Origin of the sequence: Sphingobacterium endophyticum (assembly GCF_009733535.1) — a bacterium.
GTDB lineage: Bacteria > Bacteroidota > Bacteroidia > Sphingobacteriales > Sphingobacteriaceae > Sphingobacterium > Sphingobacterium endophyticum.
Genome location: NZ_SMMI01000020.1, coordinates 1 through 19,918, shown reverse-complemented (window position 1 = coordinate 19,918; position 19,918 = coordinate 1). Strand labels below are relative to the sequence as shown.

The window sequence follows — 19,918 nt, the reverse complement described above, 5'->3', positions numbered from 1 at the left end:
ATTAATTCTGTTTCTGGATTTCCATGTTTTGGATTTCCCTATCTTTTTTCTCACGAGAATAAACCCAAAGTGATAAAAGTCCAAATATAATCAATCCATAAGCTATCCATTTACCAACCTTTTCAATAAATTTAATGAAAACCGAACTTTCATAAGATGAAAAACCTTCGGCTCCCATCGGACCACGCCTGTAAAATTTTCTGCGGTTAATCCAGTATCGAAGTCCTAAACCAGCAACCAAAAATATTATTCCTATAACCAATGATGCGACCATAACAAAACACTTAAATTTTACCTTTTAAATTTACAAAAAAAACAGTTTTAATATCCCTTAAAAAGAGAAATCCTGCTTTTTTTGACAGGATTTCATTCTTTTTAATCAGCACTATTAAACTGAAAACTTATCTGTTTTTCGTTACCGAAATTATCGGAAATCCAAACATCAAAAGATTGTGATACGGCAGATGTCGAAGTGTAGTATAAGCGAAACTGCTCTGTGGTTAATGGGTATAAATCGTTGGGCTGGTATGGCGGTTCATCGAAGTATTGCAACGTTCCTTGTCCGTCAAATTGGAAATATCGAAGAAAATACTGTGTGTTGCTATAATTGCCTGTTCGCTGTATGGCAATGCGTATTTCTACCGTCTGCCCATTGGCTATATCTTTGGGAACAGGCATCACGTTTACCTCGAAAGGAAAATCGTTTTGTATTTCCAGTTCATCATCTTTACTACAAGACACCATAGAAACCGAAACTGTGAGGATTGCCAACAGTACATATATTGAGCTTAATCCTATTCTGAATTTATTGGATATTGCTATCATTGTTTTATGTATTAAAAGTTAAACCTTAGTCCCACACCTGCGGATGGTCGGAATTGCTCTAAGTCCGTACCCCAAAATACCTTTGTGCGTCCTTGCAGGATTAACACAAAACGGTCTGATAGATATGTTTCAAGAGTGAGCCGTCCACCAGCTCCGTAGATGAAGTTATCCTCGCTCAAAACCTTTGCTCCATCATACAACATCGTTTCGCCACGATTGATGCTTTCATAACCGACCACACCTGTTATTCCGAAGTTCAGCGTAATGTTTTTACGAGCATCGCCCAAAAGGAAAAAACTGTAACCGCCTTCAGCAGTGTAGGTTTCCTGCGGTATGCGGAGGTCTTTGTAGTCGTGGTATTGGTTCGTATATTCCAACGCCCAAAGTTGGTAGTTGCCATTTTTACCGTTTATGATCATACCAAGATTAATATAATAGTCGTTACCGATTTTATCATCGGACAGTATGCCTGTGCTTATTTCCAATCCTTTCTGTTTTGGAAGCATTCTTTGTGCCTGTGTAACCGTGATGGCCATCAAAATGAACATCACGGTATAGATATACTTTTTCATATTATTGCATTAAAAGGTTATTAAAATTTTAGGTGCATATCGTTTATCAAACGAGCTTTTATCAAATCCGAATTTTCTACCTGCAAAGTTTGATGTCTGCCACCGTTCTTCTCGAAAATCTCAATCAATAGTACCTTGTCATCGGCAATGGTAAATTGGTCTAAAAGGAACACGTTTTGTTCGGTTAGTTTTCCGCCAATCTCGTCCAACGGCTTGTAAGTTCTGAGGGGTGTCATCGGGCGTTCTTGTACCACAGTACGTTTGGCTACCTTTTTATCTACTACTTTGAAATTGATAAAATCAATCTGGAAAGGCACATTGGTTTTATTTCTCAATTCCGTATGGAAATAGTATTTGCCGTTGTGGATATAAATAGCTTTCAAAATAAACTGTATGCCGAAGCTTTTTGCCCCAATGTGCTTTACAATACGCTTATCATTTTTGTAAATCGTTTCCAAAAGCAATCCTGCCAACGAAGGCGAATTATTGCCCAACTCTTCAAAAAGCACATCGTTACCGTTAGCTTTGTCTACTGCCTTTTGCATTGTGAGCAAGTCATAACTCAATGCCTCGGGATAGGAACTGTAATATACATTGAAACTGTAAAAACGTCCGTCATTGGTAATGACCGAAAAATTGGTTTCAGGTTCGAAATCCCTTACAGATGCTTTTACACGCAAAACATTTTCCGCATCTTCTGCTTTTCCTGCAATCAGATATTCGCTTCCCAAATCCACATAACGGATAGCGGTCGGAAAAATCAAGTGAGAAGTTTTATCGTAGGTAACTTCCATTTTATACGGTTCTATCTTGCCTAATGCAAGCGGAGTTCTAATGCTGTCTTGTGCAAAAGATTGTACGGCAAAGCCGAGTATGAGGGCAATTGCCCAAAAGGTTTTTAAAATATTTTTCATTGTTTTATTTGTTTGAATTCAACATTATTGTTTAGATACAAGGAAGACTTGATATCCTGCTTTCAGCGTAACTTTTGGGGTTCTTACCTTTTTAGCAAAATAGCCCGAAATCCCCTGTACCACACCACGACTAAGGTCTGCGGCAACCTGCTGTCCAGCATTTTGAGTGAGCATTACGCTTGTTCCGCCTGTCTGGCTCATATTGCCTGCCATTTCGGTAAGGGCATTCATTTCCGGCGAATATGGAACGTACAAGCCTTGCTGTCCGTCCAAATCATAAATGGTTATATCTACCGGGATGATATTGCCCTCCAGTTCTATCGAGGTAACTTTTAGTTGTAAACGCCCTCCCTGAAATTTCGCATTAGCCGTTAAAATCGTTCCTTTTGGAATGGTACGGCTCGGTGTTTTTGCAGGCTCTAATAATCGTAAACGCACACCTGTTTCGCCAACTACTGTTTGGGCATCGTGTACACAGGCTTTGATACTGTGTTTGGGTTGTGCCATTTGTTCCACAGAACCAGCGGTATAAAACCCACGGTTCTTTGTTTCGCTCCAATCTGCTAAAAAAGCACTGTCCGATGGTTCACGGTACAGGGCTGATACGGCATTTTTTCTTGTAGGCGTAAACGATACAAAATGCTCTTTTTGGTTAGTACCAGCAGCACTAACAGCAACCGGAACAGTACCATTGGCAGGAGTACCGTTCTCGGAATTTTCATTCTTCGGAAGATATTTTGCTGCCATTTCATAAGATTTCTCCATTAGCTTCAATTGGTCATCAACTGTGGCCACAGGTGGCACACCCTTTTCTGATAATTTTTCTTTCAATTCGTCCACCTGCTTACGCAGTTCCATTGTTTCAGCGTTATCATCTTGATAAAAGGAACTCAATGCGCTTTGGCTATTTCGATAGCTGTTCAAAGCAGGATTACTGCTTCTTGCCGAATTTCTCCCACTACCGCCAAAGCTGTTGTTTTCCTCTTCTTCATTAAACGGTTCGTCGGTTGGCTCTTCTTTGTCTTCTGTATTCCAGTAGTCTGAAAGTGTAGCCAATGCATTGCGTTTTTCCTGCTCTTTGCGTTCGAACATTTCCTGTTCATACGCCTTGCCTTTGTCGGCAGGCATTCCAGTTCCAGTAGCCTCTGGTACCGCATCGTTCAGCCCTACATTTTCAATTGTCTTTTTGTCTTCGGATGGTTTAAATATGAGGTACATACAACCCACGAAAACAATCGCCATTAAGCCGAAAATTAAGGGCTTTTTGAGCTTCTCCTTATTATTCTGTGTGCCGTCTTGTAACACATCAGCAGTTGCAGACGGATTACCTTCTGTTACCCGAACAACTGACTTTTTGTTCTCATTTTCTTTCATAAATTTTATTTTTTAAAATTGTTGATACACTATCCTGCAATCTTGCAGGACTTCCATTTTTTTTTAGGACAGGGTTTTCGATATGCTCTATGATCATATCGTTTCCAGACTTTGTATCGTACCAGACTTTGAAAATTACACCTGCGGTAAGCAGTAGATATCCCACAAAAAAGCACAGGGTATATTGGTGCTGTTTGCGTACTGGTAACGTCTGCCAACGTTCATCAAGCTTGTCAAAATACGTGTCCATATTTGCTCTTAGTTTTTTCATATTCTTATTATTTCTGATGTTAGAGCTTGAACCGTTTTGAACTTGAGCCCAGATTTTGTTTCTGTTCATCATTGACCAGTGCGATCGCTTCAGTTAATTTGGGTGCAGATATGATTGAAAGGTTTGTCAATTCCGATTTTTTAAGCAGTTGCCCAAAGCTGTCTTTCTTGGCTATTTCCATTCGGCTCAATGAGAATTTGCCGTTCAGGTACTTTACCCACATACTGCATTCTACACGGGGCTTGTCTTCTCCCAACCATTGCAGATAGCCTGTCAACAATAAATCCTGTTTGGGTAAACTGTCTGTACCTTTTTGGTAACTTTCAAGGTAATCGCTGATGCTTTCTTTCAGCTTTCCGGCATACGCACCCTGCGTATGGAAATAGCCGTTATATCCTTTTTCTGTAAGGATTTTTGCGAACGTGTTTAAATCTGATAATACTTCCATAAGATTATTTTTTAGCGTTCGATGACTTCTATATCCCTGTTTTCCACGACTGCAAATTTTTCGATATTGAAGCCTTGTGGGTTGTTGTCAGAGCGAACGGAGTTGACTAGGTAGCAGGAAGTAATCAAGTTACGTCTGGTTACATTGCTTGACCGAATGATGAATTGTTTTGCATAGGTTCGTACCGCATAAGGATGGGTATCGAAATTGCAGACCACACTATCTACTTCGATGCGTTGCTGTACATTTCCTGATATAATACGACTGTAATAGCCTTTTTCCGACAAGTCTTTATAGTAGTCGAAGGCACTTTTGTCAGCAAGATTGAATGCCCTGCTCATATTGCTTTCTATAGCGTTTTTGTCGGGAGCAAGTGTAAAGAACAGTTCGTGAAACCTTCTAACGTGTTCTCTTGCTTCCACAGGTCGGTTGATGCTCGCATCCTGCGATAAGGCAAGCATCAAAGATTTGCCGTTATCCAATACATAGATTTTTTGGCGTTGTTCTTCTGCAAAGCGGTAGGACTGCCATACGGCATATCCTACCACGCCAATGCAGAGAACCGCAAACACAATGGCATATAGTCTTATCTGCCTAAAGCTGTTTTCGATATTTCTTAGCGTTTTAAATTCCATTTTTTTTAATGATTTATTGTTATTTATTCATCAGTTTACCGCCGATGTTTCCTACTGTAGATCCTGCACCAGCACCTGCAAGGTTTCCTGCCTTCATCGCTGTTTGATTTACATTACGAGTAAAGTTTCCTGCACCTCCGGCTTGGATTACCCAACCTGTTACTGTTGGAATTGTGAAGTAGCCAACGATACCGATAATCATAAAGATGATGTACACCGTATTGCTCGTATCGGGTATGTAAGTTGGATCGGCAAGCATTGCTATATCCCGTTCTAAAATGAGGGATTGTATTCTTGCCAACATCGAACTGAACAAATCGGAAACAGGAAGCCACAGGTAAACACTTACATACCTCGTGATCCATTGCGTGAGCGTTGACTGAAATCCGTCCCAAACGGAAATAGCAAAAGCTATTGGCCCCAGTATCGAAAGGACTATCAGGAAAAATGTTCGTATGGTATCAATAACTAAAGCCGCCGCCTGAAAGAGTATTTCCAATAAATTGCGAAACCAATCCTTTATTGCTTTCTCTATCTTGTAGGCTTGCCTGTCCATATACATTCCTGCCATTGTACCAACATCGGAAGGCGACCATCCTAATTCATCCAGTTTTTTATCAAACTCTTCGTCTGATGCCATATAGGCGGTTTCGGGATTTCGTACCATTGCTTCGTATTCCAATTGGTCTTTCTGTTGCTGGAGTTGGTTGAGGTCAAGCACCTGGTCTTCGAGTATGGCGTGAGTTCCTGTAACTACCGGGCTTAATACTGCATTAATGGTTCCCAACACGATGGTTGGAAAGAACATTATACAAAGACCCAGAGCGAATGGACGCAGTAACGGAAACACATCGATAGGCTCGGCTCGGCTTAAAGCCTGCCAAACCTTTAATGCTACATAGAACAACGCACCCAATCCAGCCAATCCTTTAGCCACAGCCGCCATATCACCAGCAAGTGGCATCATATCATCGTAAAGTGAACGAAGGAGTTCGTGAAGATTATCCCATTCCATTTTTACCAGTATTTTTGGTTAGAAGTTCCGTAGAGTTCAAGCACTCTCTGTGCGTCGTTTTTCTTTTTCGCTCTTAGATAGCTTACAGAAATGTTCTTATTCGTGTAGTAGCGAACAAGGCTGTGGTAATCCTTAACTTCTTTGTATACACGGTCAATTACATCCATACGTTCTTTATCGTTCAGGGAAAGACTTGACGAGGTTATAATCTGCTTCAATTCTTTCAGCAGTTCGGTACTTTCATTGAGCAGTGCCGAATAACCGTTGCCGATTGCAACCAATTCCTGTGGTGTAAAATTGGGGTCGTTCATCATTTTTCCAAAGTTCTGAACATATATTTCGGACACATCGCCTACCAACAATACGGTTTGCTGTACTTTACGGGCATCTTTCACAAGGTTGTTGATAGCTTTCAGCTTATCGTAATATTCCTTGCCCTGGTCGTACACTTTCTTCACTTCGTTGAAGTTCTTTACGACATTGCTCACGGTGGAAGAAGTCTGTATGATTTCGTTCGCACTGTTGATAATTCCTGATGCCAGATTTGCAGGGTCAGTTACTACAAATTGAGCTTTCGCTGACGGTGCTACGGCGAGCATTAGTGCCGTACACACCAGATACAATACTTTTTTCATTGTTTCTGAATTTTTAAATTGTTAATTGACTATTGATTTACTTTGTCCCGCCTTTGCATTGCGATATGCTTGATGGCGAGTTCTACATTGCCGTCCAGTTCAGCAGCAAGCTGCATCACTTCCATTTTTTCGGTTTCTTCGGTGGTGTAAGCAAGGTATTCCTCCAAACTAACTTCGGTGGCATAGACTGCCGAGTGCGTACCACCTAAGCCTATCCAAACCTCTTTGTAAAGTCGGCTTGCATCGTTGTTCATATTGATAGAAAGTACCTGCCCTTTTTCCTTATCTGTAAGCCCCAACATCGCCTGTATATCATCAAACTTGTTCATATACTTTCGTTGGTCTAAAAGGATTTTACAGTCAGAGTTATTGATGATACTTTCTTTGACGATAGGCGATTGGATAATATCATCGACCTCTTGCGTTACGACAATCGCTTCTCCGAAGAATTTGCGGACGGTCTTAAAGAGATACTTGATGTATTCTGCCATTCCTTCTTTGGCAATCGCTTTCCAAGCCTCTTCAATTAAGATGAGTTTGCGAATACCTTTCAGCCTACGCATCTTGTTAATGAAGACTTCCATAATGATAATGGTAACTATGGGAAAGAGGATTTTATGGTCTTTTATCGCATCAATTTCAAAGACAATAAAGCGTTTGGAAAGCAGGTCTAACTGCTTATCGGAATTGAGCAAATAATCATACTCACCGCCCTTGTAGTAGGGTTCGAGTACGTTAAGGAAATTGGCAATGTCAAAGTCTTTTTCCCTTACCTGTTTTTCTTCGAGTACCTTGCGGTAATCGCCTTTTACATACTCATAGAAGCCATTGAATGATGGATAAATATCTTCCTGTTTGATGCGCTCGATATAGCCTGATACAGCATTCGATAATGCTACTTCTTCTGAACGGGTTGGTGGTTCATCATCACGTTTCCAGAGTGTCAGTATCAAAGTCTTGATACTTTCACGCTTCTCAATATCGAATACGCCATCATCGGTATAGAAAGGATTAAAGGCAATTGGGTTGTCTTCTGTATAAGTAAAGTAAACACCGTCTTCGCCTTTGGTTTTACCTTTAATGAGTTCGCACAAACCTTGATAAGAATTTCCGGTGTCCACAAGCAAAACGTGAGCGCCTTGCTCGTAATACTGCCTAACCATATGGTTTGTGAAGAACGATTTACCACTTCCCGATGGACCGAGTATAAACTTGTTCCGGTTTGTGATTATGCCACGCTTCATAGGCAAATCCGATATATCCAAATGGATAGGCTTTCCGGTCAGGCGGTCAGCCATTTTGATACCGAATGGCGAAGGCGAATTGTGGTAATTGGTTTCTTCCGTGAAGAAGCATAATGCAGGTTCGATAAAGGTGTAAAAACTTTCCTCTGCGGGAAAATCACCTGCATTACCCGGTATTCCTGCCCAGTACAATGTTGCTACATCGGTAGTGTTGTGTCTGGGTTTACATTCCATCAATGCTAAAGCACTACCACAATCATTTTTTAGCTGTTTCAGTTCTGCCGCATCATCCGACCACGCCATAATGTTGAAGTGAGCACGAACAGAAGATAGCCCAAAACTGTGGGCTTCGTTTAGGTACTTTTCTATCCACTCTTTGTTGATTTGGTTGGCACGACTGTAACGAGCCAGTGAGTGCATATTCCTTGCGGACTTCTCAAACTTTTGTAGATTGGCTTCGCTGTTATCCAAAAACAAATATTGGTTGTAAATGTGGTTGCAGTTTAACAACAAGCCCACAGGTGCGGCGAATGACAAACGGCAATCACTTCGGTCGGTAGATAGCTTTTCAAAACGGGTATCAGCCGATACCGTTCCGGGTAAATCGTCAGTATCGGACAAGGTGTGCAGGCTCAACCTTTTGTTCCCGATACGGACTTCTTCCGTTCCGAGAGCGATGTCCTGCATCGGTGTTCCAGCTTCCCTTGATAGCGTAAGGTACTGTTCCAATAATCCCTGTTTTTCGTCCGTTCCGATAATGTCATCTTCGGTAAGACGTTTCAGGGTTATGAAACCGCTATCGTTTAAGATACGTTCAAACTGTGCCACCGCTTCCATAAAGCGGTGTATCGTTTCCTTGTTCCTGATTTCCTTTGGTATCAGCGAACCTTTGCAAAGCGATGAAAAATTACTTTGCATACGCATACGCTCTTTAGTTGTCTTGGTTAAAAAGAGGTAGCAGTAATGGTTTAGGAACGGTCGCTCATTAAAATGACGTTGGTAAGACTTCGATAAAAAGCTCTGGTCTTCGATTGCCAAATTGGGCGTATAGCTTTCCTTAATATACCAATCCTGTTTGTGAATAACTGTAAAATCAGGCAAGGTCTTGATAGCCTTATGCCAGGCGGAATGAATGGCTTCATATTCCGCAGAAGCTACAGTAAACAGTTCCGGCAAACGAACCTCAAAGCAGGCGGTAATATCTGCATCTTTGGAAAGAATACAGTTGTTTTCTACTGCCAACAACGGAAATTTGTTTTCCAGCGTTGTAGTTTTTGCAACGTTTCTCATAGGACATTCGATTTAGGAGTGAATTTTAAATAGCGGTGTATAGGCTTGCGGCAGATGATGTAGCGGGGATGCCTTTTATTAGCAGCTATTTTCATTAATCCGTGTTCACCATATTTCCTGTTCAGCGAAAAGGTCTGCCACACAATCAGCGAAGCACTGCCTGCTCCGAGAAACAGGCAGATGTAAGAGTTTACGCCTGCCATATACAGTATCATCACGAAGATGAGCGTACCGAGTAGTCCGCCAACGAAGATGAAAAGGTATTGCGCTTTCAAACCTTTAAATTCCACCGTTCTCCCGATGCCTTTGTTTATGTTGTAATTGTTCATAAAGCAAAGGATTAAAGGAAGAATGAACGCAGGATGGTAGCTGCCACGATTAAAAAGATACACGCACCAAACCAGCTTGCCGCAGTTTTGGATGTATCGGGGTCGCCCGAACTGAATTTGTTGTACACCTTAACGCCTCCGATTAACCCGACTACTGCACCTATGGCGTAGATTAATTGGGTTGCGGGGTCGAAATAAGACGTTACCATTTGGGTAGCCTCGTTGATACCTGCTGTACCGTTTCCCTGTGCGAAAGCACCAATTCCTGACAGCATAGCCACGGCTGCCAGCAAAACTTTTTTTCTCTGTTTTTCCATAACTGAAACACATTAATTTGTTATTGTTATCCCGCACCTTGCGGGCTTTCGGGACAAAGGTGTTTCAGAAATTAGAGCGTTATAAGAAAGTGGCAGTCAGTGGAATTGTTTGGCGGTGGGTGGCGTTATAGAGATGAAAAAAAGAGGATATATATTTATTGGACAATGTTTATTTACTATCTTCGCAAAATGAAATTTATATCTTTAATATTAGCCGTTTATGTATTGCTGTTATCAGCAGTACCGACTTTTATTGAGGATAAATGTATGCAGGAGCATACAACCGAGCAAGGACAAAACGGACAGGAAGACCAAGATTGCAATAAGGGTTGTTGTTCGCCTTTTTTTAGCTGTAATACCTGTACGGGATTTGTTTTAATTACTTTTCATTTTTCGGTTACACATTCAGTAAAAGAACCCCAAAGAAAATTAGGAACAATGCCAACACCGCCTGTTTCTGATTTTCCCTTTTCCGTTTGGCATCCCCCACAGCTTGTTTAATATGTAGTGCCTTCAGCACAGTTTATTACCTGCGGTGCATAGCACCGCTATCATTCATTTATTCATATTAAGCATCATTTTTACAATGAAAAAAATACTCATTTTGTCATTTTTTATGGCACTAAACCTTTGTGTATATGCACAAAATACGTTCAAAGCTGTAATTAAAGACAGTGAAAAAAAAGAGCTTTTAATGGGCGTAACCGCACAGGTTACGGGAACTACAATCGCAACAACTTCAGATGAAAACGGACAAATCATATTAACAGGTATTCCAAACGGTTTGCAGGAAATTCAATTTAGTTATGTTGGTTTTGCCCAACGTACCGACAGCTTTAATTTTCCGTTAAAAGATACAACCCCGATTGAAATCCTACTTTCTGAACAATCGGAAGATTTGGAAGAAATCGTTATTTCATCAACAAGAAGTACAAGAACTATCCAAAATATCCCTACAAGAATTGAATTTATCGGAGGTGAAGAATTGGACGAAAAAGGCAATATGAAAGCAGGGGATATTCGTATGCTTTTGAGTGAGAGTACAGGTATTCATGTACAAACTACATCGCCCACAAGTGCCAACGCAAGTATTCGTATTCAAGGGCTTGACGGACGATATACGCAAATCTTAAAAGACGGTTTCCCGATTTATTCGGGTGCTTCAAGTGGGTTAGGTTTGTTGCAAATCCCACCCCTTGACTTAAAGCAGGTGGAAGTTATCAAAGGTTCAACTTCCACGCTGTATGGTGGTGGAGCAATAGCAGGTCTGGTCAATCTGATTTCCAAAACACCAACGGAAGAAAGGGATTTACGCTTTCATTTAAACGGAACATCAGGCAGAGGTTTAGACATCAACGGTTTTTACGGACAGAAGTTTAAGAAAATCGGAACGACAATATTTGCTTCGCATAATCGCAACGGAGCTTACGACCCTGCAAAAATCGGGCTTTCTGCAATTCCCCAATTTGAAAGGTATGTACTGAACCCTAAATTATTTGTTTACTTCAATGATAAAACAAAAATGAACTTTGGTATTAACACCACCATTGAAAACCGTTTGGGTGGCGATATGCTCTACATCAAAGGCAAAGGAGATAACACCCATCAATATTTTGAAGAAAACAAAACACAGCGTTATTCCACTCAATTTGTTTTTGACCATACTGTAAACGAAAACAGTTTTGTACAATTCAAAAACAGCGTAAGTTATTTTAACCGCAATACGGCTATTCCGAATTACGAATTTGAGGGAACGCAGACCGCTACTTTTACGGAAGCAAGCTATACGCACAGCAAAGAAAAATCGGAATGGGTAACAGGCGTTAATATTTGGACTGATAATTTTAAAGAAAAACAGATTACTGCATTTCCGTTGAGGGATTATACTCATACCACATTCGGGGCTTTCGTTCAAAATTCTTTTAAGGCTACCGATTGGCTTCAATTGGAAGCAGGTTTAAGGACGGATTATGTGATTGATTATGGAGCTGTTTTTTTGCCAAGAGTATCGGCATTGTTTAAGATTGCAAATGGATTGACTTCACGTGTCGGGGGCGGATTTGGCTACAAAACACCAACCATTTTTACCGAAGAAAGCGAACGCATACAATATCAAAACGTAATGCCTATTAACGATAAAACCAATAAATTAGAAAGGAGCTACGGAGCAAATGCAGACATCAACTACCGTACTAATATAGGCGATGATTGGACATTCAGCATAAACCAATTGTTTTTTTATACTTATCTGGATAATCCTTTGTTGCTTCAAAATCCATCTGCTAATCTTTATCAGTTCATCAATTCATCGGGCTACATTCATACTAAAGGAACAGAAACCAACGTAAAAATAGGATATGATGATTTGAAACTGTTTCTGGGCTACACCTTTACCGATACCCGATTGATTGAAAACGGAACAACTACCGAAAATCCATTAACCCCAAAACACCGTATTAACTCTGTACTGATGTATGAAATTGAGGATAAATGGAAGATTGGTTTAGAAGCCTATTATTTCAGTCCGCAAAAGCTCAATGACGGAACAATAGGAAACGATTATTGGACCTGTGGCTTTATGGCTGAAAAGATTTGGGAAAGATTTTCTTTATATATCAACTTTGAAAACTTCCTTGATACAAGACAGACACGTTTTGATAACATTTATACAGGTACTATAACCAACCCTGTTTTTAAAGATATTTATTCACCATTGGACGGATTTGTAATTAACGGAGGAATAAAATTTAAACTTTAAAAGATGAACAAAACAATATTCAATATTACAAAAATGGATTGCCCAAGTGAGGAGCAGTTAATCCGTATGAAACTGCAAAACTTTGATACGGTAAAATCATTAGAGTTTGATATTCCAAACAGAAAGCTGAACGTTTATCACAATGGAAATCCCGACCCGATTTTAACGGCTTTGGGAACACTAAACCTGAATACTACATTGATTTCAACTGAAGAAAGCAATGCAATTTTTGAAACAGATACAAATAATAACCAACGGAAACTACTTTGGACTGTACTGATTATTAATTTCGTTTTCTTTGGATTGGAAATGGTGTTTGGCATTTTTTCCAATTCAATGGGTTTGGTAGCTGATAGTTTGGATATGCTTGCGGACAGTATCGTTTATGCTTTGGCTTTATTCGCTGTGGGTGGAACAATAGCAAGGAAAAACAACATCGCCAAATTTGCAGGGTACTTTCAAATCCTATTGGCTGTTATTGGTTTTGTTGAAGTTATCAGGCGTTTTTTAGGCTTTGAAAAAATGCCCGATTTTCAAACTATGATTATCGTTTCTGTTTTGGCACTAATGGCAAATATATTTTGTCTTTACCTGTTGCAAAAGAACAAAAGCAAAGAAGCCCACATACAGGCAACTATGATTTTTACATCAAACGATGTTATTATCAATTCGGGTGTTATCGTTGCAGGGCTTTTGGTTCATTGGCTCAATTCAAGCTATCCCGATTTGATTATCGGAGCTATTGTATTCTTAGTTGTGGCAAGGGGGGCATACAGAATATTGAAGTTGGCGAAATGAGTGAGAAAAAATTGAGCCTGAAAAACTAAATTTCAGGCTCATTTAAAATCTTCTATTTTTTTACACAAACTCCCCAATGTCAAAATCACTCAAATCACTTTTCCGCAAAGTGGAAGAACCGGCTTCCGTTTCAGATGAAAGGGTACTATCCAAAAGCTCGGCTATTCTTCGGGAAGCATCTTCCATAGAATTTTCCAATAGGCTGAATAATTCGGTTCCCTGTATTTTTTGAACTATTGCTATCGCTGTTTCCTTTTGGGCTGGTTCCAATTCTTCTTTTTGGAGCAACACCCCCACGGAGCTTAGTTCTTCAAAGGTAACCCCTTGGGCAAAACCGTCATCGCCACCGGATATTCCGTACCTGTTCCATTCTTCTTCCTCTTCTTCCAAATCAGGTATATTTCTGAAAACTTCGTCCAGCTCTTCCTGCGGAATTTGAATACCTACGCTTTCATTTTCGTCGTATTCAATGTCTAAATTAGCAGGGTTTATCTCCGGTTCCTGAATTTGGCGTTCATTGGCAGTGTTTGGCACTGAAAGGCGTTCTACGGGTTTTGGTTGCCCCATAATATCGGGCAGGTTCGGATTGGCTTTCTTCTGCGGAGGTTCTTGTTTCGACCTTTTATGAATGACAATCTTATCCTGCAATAGCAGGACAATGACTATCAGTAGGCATATCACAATTACTATTTCCATAGCTACAAAATGGGTTTAAAATGGTCGTTGAAATAATCTGTAATATCTTCCCCGAACTCCTTGAAGTGGTGTTCAAGAATATTGTCAATGTATGAGTAGAGCGTTGTTTTTTCCTCCCTTGTTACTTGTACAATACGGAGCAATCTTTCGTGGTATTCGGGACGTATGTAAACGACCTTACCGTTACGACCGGACGGAAACCGATTGGCTAAAAACCTGGCACTATATTGTGCGGTGCTTTTATGTTGTGCCTTTTTCTTAAATAAATTTTTCATAATCAAATACTTTATAGAATAGGTTTATTATTCTTGTTATAATCTTCGAGAATTTCTTCGGAATGCAACTCAAAATGGTGCTTTAAGATATTATCCAAATAGGCGTACAGTGGGATTTCTCCCGCACCGATAATCTTCACTATCCGGGTAAGCCTTTCGTGGTATTCGGGACGGACATAAATAGATTTATCGCCTCTTCCTTTCAGTGTGTTCCTTTTAAGGAATTTAGAAGAATACGATTTGTTTGTCTTCTTTGCTCTGGTCGCTTTATTGCTCTTTTCCATATCTCCAATTATTAAATGGGTTTATACTTGTCGTTATAGCTCTTGGTAATCTGTTCGCCAAATTCCTGAAAATGGTAGTCCAGCAGATTGTCCAGATAAGCGTATATACTAATCTTATCTTCGCCAATCACCTGAATAATGCGTGTCAGCTTTTCATGAAATTCCGGTCGTATATAGACCGTTTTTCCGTCACGGGCATTGGTGTCGGTTTTTTTGAAAAAGATATTTTCGTAATCGGTTTCAGCGTTTCGCCTTGTTCTGTTCTTTTCTCTAACCGTGACTTTGTTTCGGTCAGCCTGTTGTTTTGTTTCCTCAACTTCACTTTCCTTTTTGGGTTCTTTTACGGGCTCAGGAGGTAGTTTTATGCCATCCTTTTTGATACCATCCACCATAAGGCTCATCATAAGTTCTTCGTTTATATCGGGAGTAACCCTTTTCTTGTTTCCTTTTTCCATAGGGCTTATAATTGAATGATTTTTAAAAATTCGTTCATAAACAGGTTTAACTGACAGGTTTTCATCAACCGTTCGTCGGGAGGCAATAGCGTGGAGCGGAAAACGGTTTTGCTGTTCACTTCGCTTTCTTTACGAAAGCGTGTACTGCTCTTGATTTGGCTCTGCATCAGGCTTAATCCTAATTGGCGGATAAGGCTGTTATATACCTCATATAATGGTGTACTTTCCCTGCCGTCCACTTGGTTCCAAAACAGGTTAATTGTTTTAATGGAAGTTTCACCTTGTTTCATAATCACGTCCTTTAAAAGTTGTGTAAAAACAAGCGTACTTTCCATTACCACACGGTCTGCCGTGATGGGAGTAAAAATGTGGTGCATTCCTGCCAACGCTTTAAGAATGCCGGGTGTGTTCACGGTTCCGGGTAAATCGAAGAATATAACATCAATCGGAACAGGAGAAGCGTTTACATATTCCTGGGCTTTTTCTAATACACTATCAGCCCCGTGCTGTATAATCTCATACGCCTTTTTGTTTATGGTCATAAATTGATTATACGCCTGTTTCTTCAGGGCTTCGTTTCCCATTACCATTTTAAGGTCACGTTCTTTCATTTTCATCAGGCTGTGCTGTGGAAAATCCGTATCAAATACGGCTACATTATAACCTAAACGATAATGCAGGGTACTTGCAGCAAGTGTGGTGAATGTACTTTTGCCGACACCGCCTTTTTGAGAAGAAAAGGCGATAAATACTGTTTTGTGTTTTGTACTCATATCTCTATTTATTTAATTATTTATATACTCCATTACCTATATGCGTAAATGCTTATGTCCGCAGATAGACACCTCTGTATTTAAGTATGTTGCTATGCACCGATTTATTTACGTACGTAATTATTTACCCATAGACCAACCTATCTATGTACTTGAATACACGCCTACATCGGTAGGCAGATAAGTAGATATGTACAAGCAGACCTACTTACCTGAATACTTGCACTTGTGCATACAGAACAACATAAACAGGTATCTGAACAGGTACTTTTCTATGTACCTGTTTGCTTGATTACTTACTTCGGTAGTTAGGTACTTATGTTGTTACCTGCATAACTATCTATACACTTACTTCCTTTTGTTGGTACAAATAAAAAGAGATAAACAAAGGAGTTTATCAATGTGGCAGTGTTTGGCGTTCAAAGGCAGTGTTTGGCACTGCTATACAGCACAATGCTTTCGTAAACAGGGCTTTACTTTGTACAATAATTTTTATTAACGGATTTATGCAAAAGACTTTTGACAAATCGGAGGGTAACGGGAACGGCATCGAGCCGTTTTTCCCTGTTACATTTAATCCGGTTCCGCCTTTTTTGGCGGACGGATTTTTGTGTTCAACGGAACACGGCAAGTTGTGTTTTGAGGCACTCGAAACCGAGTTAGTGCCTCAAAACAACTTGCCCTGCCGGGAGCTTAAAAAACGCCTTCCGAAGTCAGCGTTTTTGTGTGAATTTAAAATTGATTTATGATGAACGAGAACAATAACAAAAAACAGAATAAGGGCGGACGGAGAGCTAAGACCGACCCAAGCATCCACCGCCACGTTTTTCGTCTTACGGACGAAGAAAACGCCAAACTTTTATCGCTTTTTGAAGCATCGGGAATGCCCAATAAAGCAAAGTTTATCATTTTCCTGCTGTTTAATAAGGAAATGAAATCGGTTAAAATTGATAAAGGAACAGTTGATTTTTATATGCGGTTGACCTCGTTTCACAGTCAGTTTCGTTCAGTAGGCGTTAATTATAACCAGATTGTAAAGCTGCTGTACAAGAATTTTTCCGAGAAAAAAGCAGCGGCGTTTCTATACAAATTGGAAAAACAGACGGCTGAAATGGCAATGCTGTGCCAAAAAATCATTCAGATAACCGAAGAATTTGAAGCAAAACATCTGAAAAAATAGTCTTAGTAATGATAGCGAAAATCGGAAGAAGTGGAAATTTATACGGAGCATTGGGGTACAATCAGCTGAAAGTGGAGAATGAAAATGGAAAAATTTTGTTTACCAATAAGTTGATTGAAACTGCAAATGGAAAATATTCCGTTGCTCAATTAGCCCAATCTTTTGCTTCTTATTTGATAGCGAACCGCAATACTGAAAAACATACTTTGCATATTTCGCTCAATCCCGACCCGAATGATAAGGTAAGCGATGAAAAATATCGGGAAATGGCTGAGCAGTATATGCGGGAAATGGGATACGGTGAACAGCCTTTTGTAGTTTTCAAACACACGGATATTGACCGCAGTCATATTCATATCGTATCGGTTTGTGTGGACGAGAATGGTAAAAAAATCTCTGACAAGTTTGAAAAAATGCGGTCTATGAATGTGTGCCGTGAACTCGAAAGGAAACACGGATTGATACCCGCAACCGATAAAGAACACAAGCAGAATGGCAAGGTTTTCAGTCCGGTTGATTATAAAGCAGGCAATGTAAAAAGTCAGATTGCTTCAGTAGTCCGCCACCTGCCGAATTATTATAAATTTCAGACTTTGGGAGAATACAACGCCTTGCTTTCTTTGTTTAATATTACGACTGAAAAGGTAGAGGGCGAATTGCAAGGAAAGATGCAGAAGGGTTTATTGTACATTCCATTAAATGAAAAAGGAGAAAAAGCCGGTCATCCGTTCAAAGCTTCTTTGTTCGGAAAAAGTGCTGGACTTCCAGCTTTGGAATTGCATTTTGAGAAAAGTAAAATTGCATTAAAAAATAATCCTGTTCAAAAAACTTTAAAATCTGCTGTAAACATTGCTTTACAATCAACGAACGATGAAATGAGTTTTAAGAAAAAGTTAGTCGAACAAGGGATTAATGTAGTGGTTAGGAGAAATGATACAGGACGTATTTACGGAATAACTTTTATTGACCACAATTCTAAGACAGTTTGGAATGGTTCACGATTGGGAAAAGAACTTTCTGCCAATACTTTTAATGATTATTGGAATAATAATATAAAATCTGGGATTAAAGAGCCAGTTGAACTACAATCGAAAATATCAAGACCAAATGATGCAGATCTTCCTGCGGAAGAACCTCATCATTTCTTCGATTTCTTAAATGCCGAAAAACACGAAGACGGTTTGATTGAGGCATTAGGCGGTTTATTGCCCGAAGCACAGGGCGAAGATTACGAGGAACAGGATTTTGCCAATAAGATGAAGAAAAAAAGAAACCGCCAAAGAGGTCAAAAATAGAAATCAGCCAAACACTGCCACGCACCGCCATTGACTGCCACATTCTTATAGCCACTAAGTAGAGCCTTTAAATTCACTCCCGAACATTAAAACTAAAAAATAATGCAGGGAGAAGACGATTTAAGAGGTTTAGCCAAAATAATGGCTTTTATGAGGGCAGTAAGTATCCTTTTGGTACTAATGCACCTTTATTGGTTTTGCTACGGTTTCTTTATAGAACGTGGCTGGACTTTAGAAATAATCAACAAAATATTAGGCAATTTTCAGCGAACAGCAGGATTGTTTTCGCATACCTTATATACCAAAGTATTTGCTTTAGTATTATTGGCATTAAGCTGTTTAGGTACAAAGGGTGTAAAGAATGAAAAAATAACCTGGTCTAAAATTTACGTGGCTTTGGGGATTGGCTTTGTGCTGTTTTTTCTGAACACACCATTCTTAAAGCTATCTCCAGTAATAGGCACATTCCTGTATATTCTTACTATCTCATTAGGTTATATCGCCTTGCTGATGGCAGGTGTATGGATGAGCCGATTACTCCGTACTAACCTTATGGACGATGTTTTCAATAATGAAAATGAGAGTTTTCAGCAGGAAACCAAACTGATGGAAAACGAATATTCTGTCAATCTTCCTACCAAGTTTTATTATAAAAATAAATGGAATGACGGCTGGATAAATATCGTCAATCCTTTCCGGGCAACTATTGTTTTGGGAACACCCGGTTCTGGAAAATCGTATGCAATCGTAAACAATTACATCAAACAACAGATTGAGAAAGGCTTCAGTATGTATATCTACGATTTTAAGTTTGATGACCTTTCTACAATTGCCTACAATCATTTGTTGAAACATACCGATAAGTACAAAGTTCAGCCGAAATTCTACGTCATCAACTTTGACGACCCACGAAAGAGCCATCGTTGCAATCCATTAAATCCTGATTTTATGACGGATATTTCCGATGCTTACGAAGCGGCTTATACCATAATGCTAAACCTCAACCGAAGCTGGATACAGAAGCAAGGCGATTTCTTTGTAGAAAGTCCGATTATTTTGCTAGCAGCCATTATTTGGTATTTGAAAATTTATGAAGATGGAAAGTTTTGTACTTTTCCGCACGCTATTGAATTGCTGAACAAGAAGTATTCAGATGTTTTCACGATTTTAACTTCATATCCCGATTTAGAAAACTATTTGTCCCCTTTTATGGATGCTTGGCAAGGTGGCGCACAAGACCAATTACAAGGGCAGATTGCATCGGCAAAAATTCCGTTGTCAAGAATGATTAGCCCGCAGTTGTATTGGGTAATGACAGGCGATGATTTTTCTTTAGACATCAATAATCCAAATGAACCAAAAATTTTGTGTGTTGGTAATAATCCCGACCGACAAAATATTTATTCCGCAGCGTTAGGATTGTACAATTCGAGGATTGTAAAGCTCATTAACAAAAAGGGACAATTAAAGAGTTCAGTTATCATAGATGAGTTGCCGACGATCTACTTTAGAGGATTAGATAATTTAATTGCAAC

General features: G+C 39.7%; 24 protein-coding genes. 6 read left to right on the top strand and 18 right to left on the bottom strand.

From position 1 onward, the window contains the following. Position 1: 1 nt before the first annotated feature. The 13 genes from E0Y80_RS18235 to E0Y80_RS18175 form a co-directional block, all read right to left on the bottom strand. On the bottom strand, positions 2–274 hold the full coding sequence (locus E0Y80_RS18235; RefSeq protein ID WP_156309107.1) for a molybdenum ABC transporter permease: 273 nt from the start codon (positions 272–274) through the stop codon (positions 2–4). Positions 275–375: 101 nt separating this feature from the next. Next, entirely contained in the window at positions 376–825 is a 450-nt protein-coding gene (locus E0Y80_RS18230) for a DUF3872 domain-containing protein (RefSeq protein WP_156309106.1), read from the bottom strand. Positions 826–836: 11 nt separating this feature from the next. Then, positions 837–1,397 carry a conjugal transfer protein TraO gene (locus tag E0Y80_RS18225; protein WP_156309105.1) on the bottom strand — a complete coding sequence of 187 codons (561 nt, stop codon included), beginning with the start codon at positions 1,395–1,397 and terminating at the stop codon, positions 837–839. 20 nt (positions 1,398–1,417) lie between these two features. Next, positions 1,418–2,311 (bottom strand): conjugative transposon protein TraN, encoded by an 894-nt coding sequence (gene traN, locus E0Y80_RS18220; RefSeq protein WP_156309104.1) that lies wholly within the window; start codon positions 2,309–2,311, stop codon positions 1,418–1,420. A gap of 24 nt (positions 2,312–2,335) precedes the next feature. Next, the gene (traM, locus tag E0Y80_RS18215; protein WP_156309103.1) at positions 2,336–3,685 is read right to left on the bottom strand and encodes a conjugative transposon protein TraM; all 1,350 of its coding nucleotides are present in this window, start codon (positions 3,683–3,685) and stop codon (positions 2,336–2,338) included. Then, positions 3,672–3,956, bottom strand: coding sequence for a nitrogen regulatory IIA protein (locus tag E0Y80_RS18210; protein ID WP_156309102.1), 285 nt, complete (start codon positions 3,954–3,956; stop codon positions 3,672–3,674). The genes traM and E0Y80_RS18210 overlap by 14 nt, the downstream gene beginning before the upstream one ends. Positions 3,957–3,975: 19 nt before the next feature. Next, positions 3,976–4,404, bottom strand: coding sequence for a hypothetical protein (locus tag E0Y80_RS18205; protein ID WP_156309101.1), 429 nt, complete (start codon positions 4,402–4,404; stop codon positions 3,976–3,978). A gap of 11 nt (positions 4,405–4,415) precedes the next feature. Then, the gene (gene traK / locus E0Y80_RS18200; RefSeq protein WP_002978256.1) at positions 4,416–5,039 is read right to left on the bottom strand and encodes a conjugative transposon protein TraK; all 624 of its coding nucleotides are present in this window, start codon (positions 5,037–5,039) and stop codon (positions 4,416–4,418) included. 19 nt (positions 5,040–5,058) lie between these two features. Beyond that, positions 5,059–6,054, bottom strand: a complete 996-nt coding sequence (gene traJ / locus E0Y80_RS18195) for a conjugative transposon protein TraJ (protein WP_002978255.1) — start codon at positions 6,052–6,054, stop codon at positions 5,059–5,061. A gap of 2 nt (positions 6,055–6,056) precedes the next feature. Then, positions 6,057–6,689, bottom strand: a complete 633-nt coding sequence (locus tag E0Y80_RS18190; RefSeq protein ID WP_156309100.1) for a DUF4141 domain-containing protein — start codon at positions 6,687–6,689, stop codon at positions 6,057–6,059. Positions 6,690–6,718: 29 nt separating this feature from the next. Further along, complete coding sequence (locus E0Y80_RS18185) at positions 6,719–9,223, bottom strand: TraG family conjugative transposon ATPase (protein WP_156309099.1); 2,505 nt, start codon at positions 9,221–9,223, stop codon at positions 6,719–6,721. Further along, positions 9,220–9,552 (bottom strand): DUF4133 domain-containing protein, encoded by a 333-nt coding sequence (locus E0Y80_RS18180; protein WP_156309098.1) that lies wholly within the window; start codon positions 9,550–9,552, stop codon positions 9,220–9,222. Before E0Y80_RS18180 ends, E0Y80_RS18185 begins: the two co-directional genes overlap by 4 nt. 11 nt (positions 9,553–9,563) lie before the next feature. After that, the gene (locus tag E0Y80_RS18175) at positions 9,564–9,869 is read right to left on the bottom strand and encodes a DUF4134 domain-containing protein (RefSeq protein ID WP_026706465.1); all 306 of its coding nucleotides are present in this window, start codon (positions 9,867–9,869) and stop codon (positions 9,564–9,566) included. Between the two features lie 99 nt (positions 9,870–9,968). Between E0Y80_RS18175 and E0Y80_RS18170 the strand changes: the two genes are divergently transcribed. The 3 genes from E0Y80_RS18170 to E0Y80_RS18160 all read left to right on the top strand — a co-directional run bounded on the left by E0Y80_RS18170 (position 9,969) and on the right by E0Y80_RS18160 (position 13,425). Next, positions 9,969–10,370 carry a hypothetical protein gene (locus tag E0Y80_RS18170; protein WP_228384046.1) on the top strand — a complete coding sequence of 134 codons (402 nt, stop codon included), beginning with the start codon at positions 9,969–9,971 and terminating at the stop codon, positions 10,368–10,370. A gap of 115 nt (positions 10,371–10,485) precedes the next feature. After that, positions 10,486–12,627 carry a TonB-dependent receptor gene (locus tag E0Y80_RS18165; RefSeq protein WP_231596100.1) on the top strand — a complete coding sequence of 714 codons (2,142 nt, stop codon included), beginning with the start codon at positions 10,486–10,488 and terminating at the stop codon, positions 12,625–12,627. Between the two features lie 3 nt (positions 12,628–12,630). Next, positions 12,631–13,425: a cation efflux transmembrane domain-containing protein gene (locus E0Y80_RS18160; protein WP_026706462.1), complete on the top strand. Its 795-nt coding sequence runs from the start codon at positions 12,631–12,633 to the stop codon at positions 13,423–13,425. Positions 13,426–13,485: 60 nt separating this feature from the next. Here the strand turns inward: E0Y80_RS18160 and E0Y80_RS18155 are convergent, their stop codons facing one another. The 5 genes from E0Y80_RS18155 to E0Y80_RS18135 are packed head-to-tail and all read right to left on the bottom strand — an operon-like array spanning position 13,486 to position 15,908. After that, a complete protein-coding gene (locus tag E0Y80_RS18155) occupies positions 13,486–14,121 on the bottom strand; it encodes a conjugal transfer protein TraD (protein WP_156309097.1) in 636 nt (211 codons plus the stop codon). 2 nt (positions 14,122–14,123) lie between these two features. Beyond that, the gene (locus tag E0Y80_RS18150) at positions 14,124–14,396 is read right to left on the bottom strand and encodes a DUF3408 domain-containing protein (RefSeq protein ID WP_156309096.1); all 273 of its coding nucleotides are present in this window, start codon (positions 14,394–14,396) and stop codon (positions 14,124–14,126) included. Positions 14,397–14,407: 11 nt separating this feature from the next. Continuing rightward, positions 14,408–14,680 (bottom strand): DUF3408 domain-containing protein, encoded by a 273-nt coding sequence (locus tag E0Y80_RS18145; RefSeq protein WP_052114627.1) that lies wholly within the window; start codon positions 14,678–14,680, stop codon positions 14,408–14,410. Between the two features lie 11 nt (positions 14,681–14,691). Further along, on the bottom strand, positions 14,692–15,135 hold the full coding sequence (locus tag E0Y80_RS18140; protein ID WP_034867772.1) for a DUF3408 domain-containing protein: 444 nt from the start codon (positions 15,133–15,135) through the stop codon (positions 14,692–14,694). Between the two features lie 5 nt (positions 15,136–15,140). Then, positions 15,141–15,908, bottom strand: a complete 768-nt coding sequence (locus tag E0Y80_RS18135) for a ParA family protein (RefSeq protein WP_034867773.1) — start codon at positions 15,906–15,908, stop codon at positions 15,141–15,143. A 748-nt stretch (positions 15,909–16,656) separates the two neighbouring features. On the opposite strand from E0Y80_RS18135, the gene mobA reads away from it, so the two are divergent. From mobA to E0Y80_RS18120, 3 genes are all read left to right on the top strand, one after another. Continuing rightward, on the top strand, positions 16,657–17,088 hold the full coding sequence (gene mobA, locus E0Y80_RS18130) for a conjugal transfer protein MobA (protein ID WP_156309095.1): 432 nt from the start codon (positions 16,657–16,659) through the stop codon (positions 17,086–17,088). An 8-nt stretch (positions 17,089–17,096) separates the two neighbouring features. Next, positions 17,097–18,383 carry a conjugal transfer protein MobB gene (mobB, locus tag E0Y80_RS18125; protein ID WP_156309094.1) on the top strand — a complete coding sequence of 429 codons (1,287 nt, stop codon included), beginning with the start codon at positions 17,097–17,099 and terminating at the stop codon, positions 18,381–18,383. A 102-nt stretch (positions 18,384–18,485) separates the two neighbouring features. Beyond that, the coding region (locus E0Y80_RS18120) for a YWFCY domain-containing protein (RefSeq protein WP_156309093.1) at positions 18,486–19,918 on the top strand (1,433 nt) is incomplete at its 3' end.

What these genes read in the sequence shown, in the direction of transcription:
- E0Y80_RS18225 (WP_156309105.1), bottom strand. Translation starts at nt 1,397, where the DNA reads ATGAAAAAGTATATCTATACCGTGATGTTCATTTTGATGGCCATCACG.
- E0Y80_RS18175 (WP_026706465.1), bottom strand. Translation starts at nt 9,869, where the DNA reads ATGGAAAAACAGAGAAAAAAAGTTTTGCTGGCAGCCGTGGCTATGCTG.
- traJ (WP_002978255.1), bottom strand. Translation starts at nt 6,054, where the DNA reads ATGGAATGGGATAATCTTCACGAACTCCTTCGTTCACTTTACGATGAT.
- E0Y80_RS18160 (WP_026706462.1), top strand. Translation starts at nt 12,631, where the DNA reads ATGAACAAAACAATATTCAATATTACAAAAATGGATTGCCCAAGTGAG.
- E0Y80_RS18155 (WP_156309097.1), bottom strand. Translation starts at nt 14,121, where the DNA reads ATGGAAATAGTAATTGTGATATGCCTACTGATAGTCATTGTCCTGCTA.
- E0Y80_RS18145 (WP_052114627.1), bottom strand. Translation starts at nt 14,680, where the DNA reads ATGGAAAAGAGCAATAAAGCGACCAGAGCAAAGAAGACAAACAAATCG.
- E0Y80_RS18150 (WP_156309096.1), bottom strand. Translation starts at nt 14,396, where the DNA reads ATGAAAAATTTATTTAAGAAAAAGGCACAACATAAAAGCACCGCACAA.
- traK (WP_002978256.1), bottom strand. Translation starts at nt 5,039, where the DNA reads ATGGAATTTAAAACGCTAAGAAATATCGAAAACAGCTTTAGGCAGATA.
- E0Y80_RS18190 (WP_156309100.1), bottom strand. Translation starts at nt 6,689, where the DNA reads ATGAAAAAAGTATTGTATCTGGTGTGTACGGCACTAATGCTCGCCGTA.
- traM (WP_156309103.1), bottom strand. Translation starts at nt 3,685, where the DNA reads ATGAAAGAAAATGAGAACAAAAAGTCAGTTGTTCGGGTAACAGAAGGT.
- E0Y80_RS18135 (WP_034867773.1), bottom strand. Translation starts at nt 15,908, where the DNA reads ATGAGTACAAAACACAAAACAGTATTTATCGCCTTTTCTTCTCAAAAA.
- E0Y80_RS18185 (WP_156309099.1), bottom strand. Translation starts at nt 9,223, where the DNA reads ATGAGAAACGTTGCAAAAACTACAACGCTGGAAAACAAATTTCCGTTG.
- mobB (WP_156309094.1), top strand. Translation starts at nt 17,097, where the DNA reads ATGATAGCGAAAATCGGAAGAAGTGGAAATTTATACGGAGCATTGGGG.
- E0Y80_RS18180 (WP_156309098.1), bottom strand. Translation starts at nt 9,552, where the DNA reads ATGAACAATTACAACATAAACAAAGGCATCGGGAGAACGGTGGAATTT.
- traN (WP_156309104.1), bottom strand. Translation starts at nt 2,311, where the DNA reads ATGAAAAATATTTTAAAAACCTTTTGGGCAATTGCCCTCATACTCGGC.
- E0Y80_RS18210 (WP_156309102.1), bottom strand. Translation starts at nt 3,956, where the DNA reads ATGAAAAAACTAAGAGCAAATATGGACACGTATTTTGACAAGCTTGAT.
- mobA (WP_156309095.1), top strand. Translation starts at nt 16,657, where the DNA reads ATGAACGAGAACAATAACAAAAAACAGAATAAGGGCGGACGGAGAGCT.
- E0Y80_RS18165 (WP_231596100.1), top strand. Translation starts at nt 10,486, where the DNA reads ATGGCACTAAACCTTTGTGTATATGCACAAAATACGTTCAAAGCTGTA.
- E0Y80_RS18235 (WP_156309107.1), bottom strand. Translation starts at nt 274, where the DNA reads ATGGTCGCATCATTGGTTATAGGAATAATATTTTTGGTTGCTGGTTTA.
- E0Y80_RS18230 (WP_156309106.1), bottom strand. Translation starts at nt 825, where the DNA reads ATGATAGCAATATCCAATAAATTCAGAATAGGATTAAGCTCAATATAT.
- E0Y80_RS18140 (WP_034867772.1), bottom strand. Translation starts at nt 15,135, where the DNA reads ATGGAAAAAGGAAACAAGAAAAGGGTTACTCCCGATATAAACGAAGAA.
- E0Y80_RS18205 (WP_156309101.1), bottom strand. Translation starts at nt 4,404, where the DNA reads ATGGAAGTATTATCAGATTTAAACACGTTCGCAAAAATCCTTACAGAA.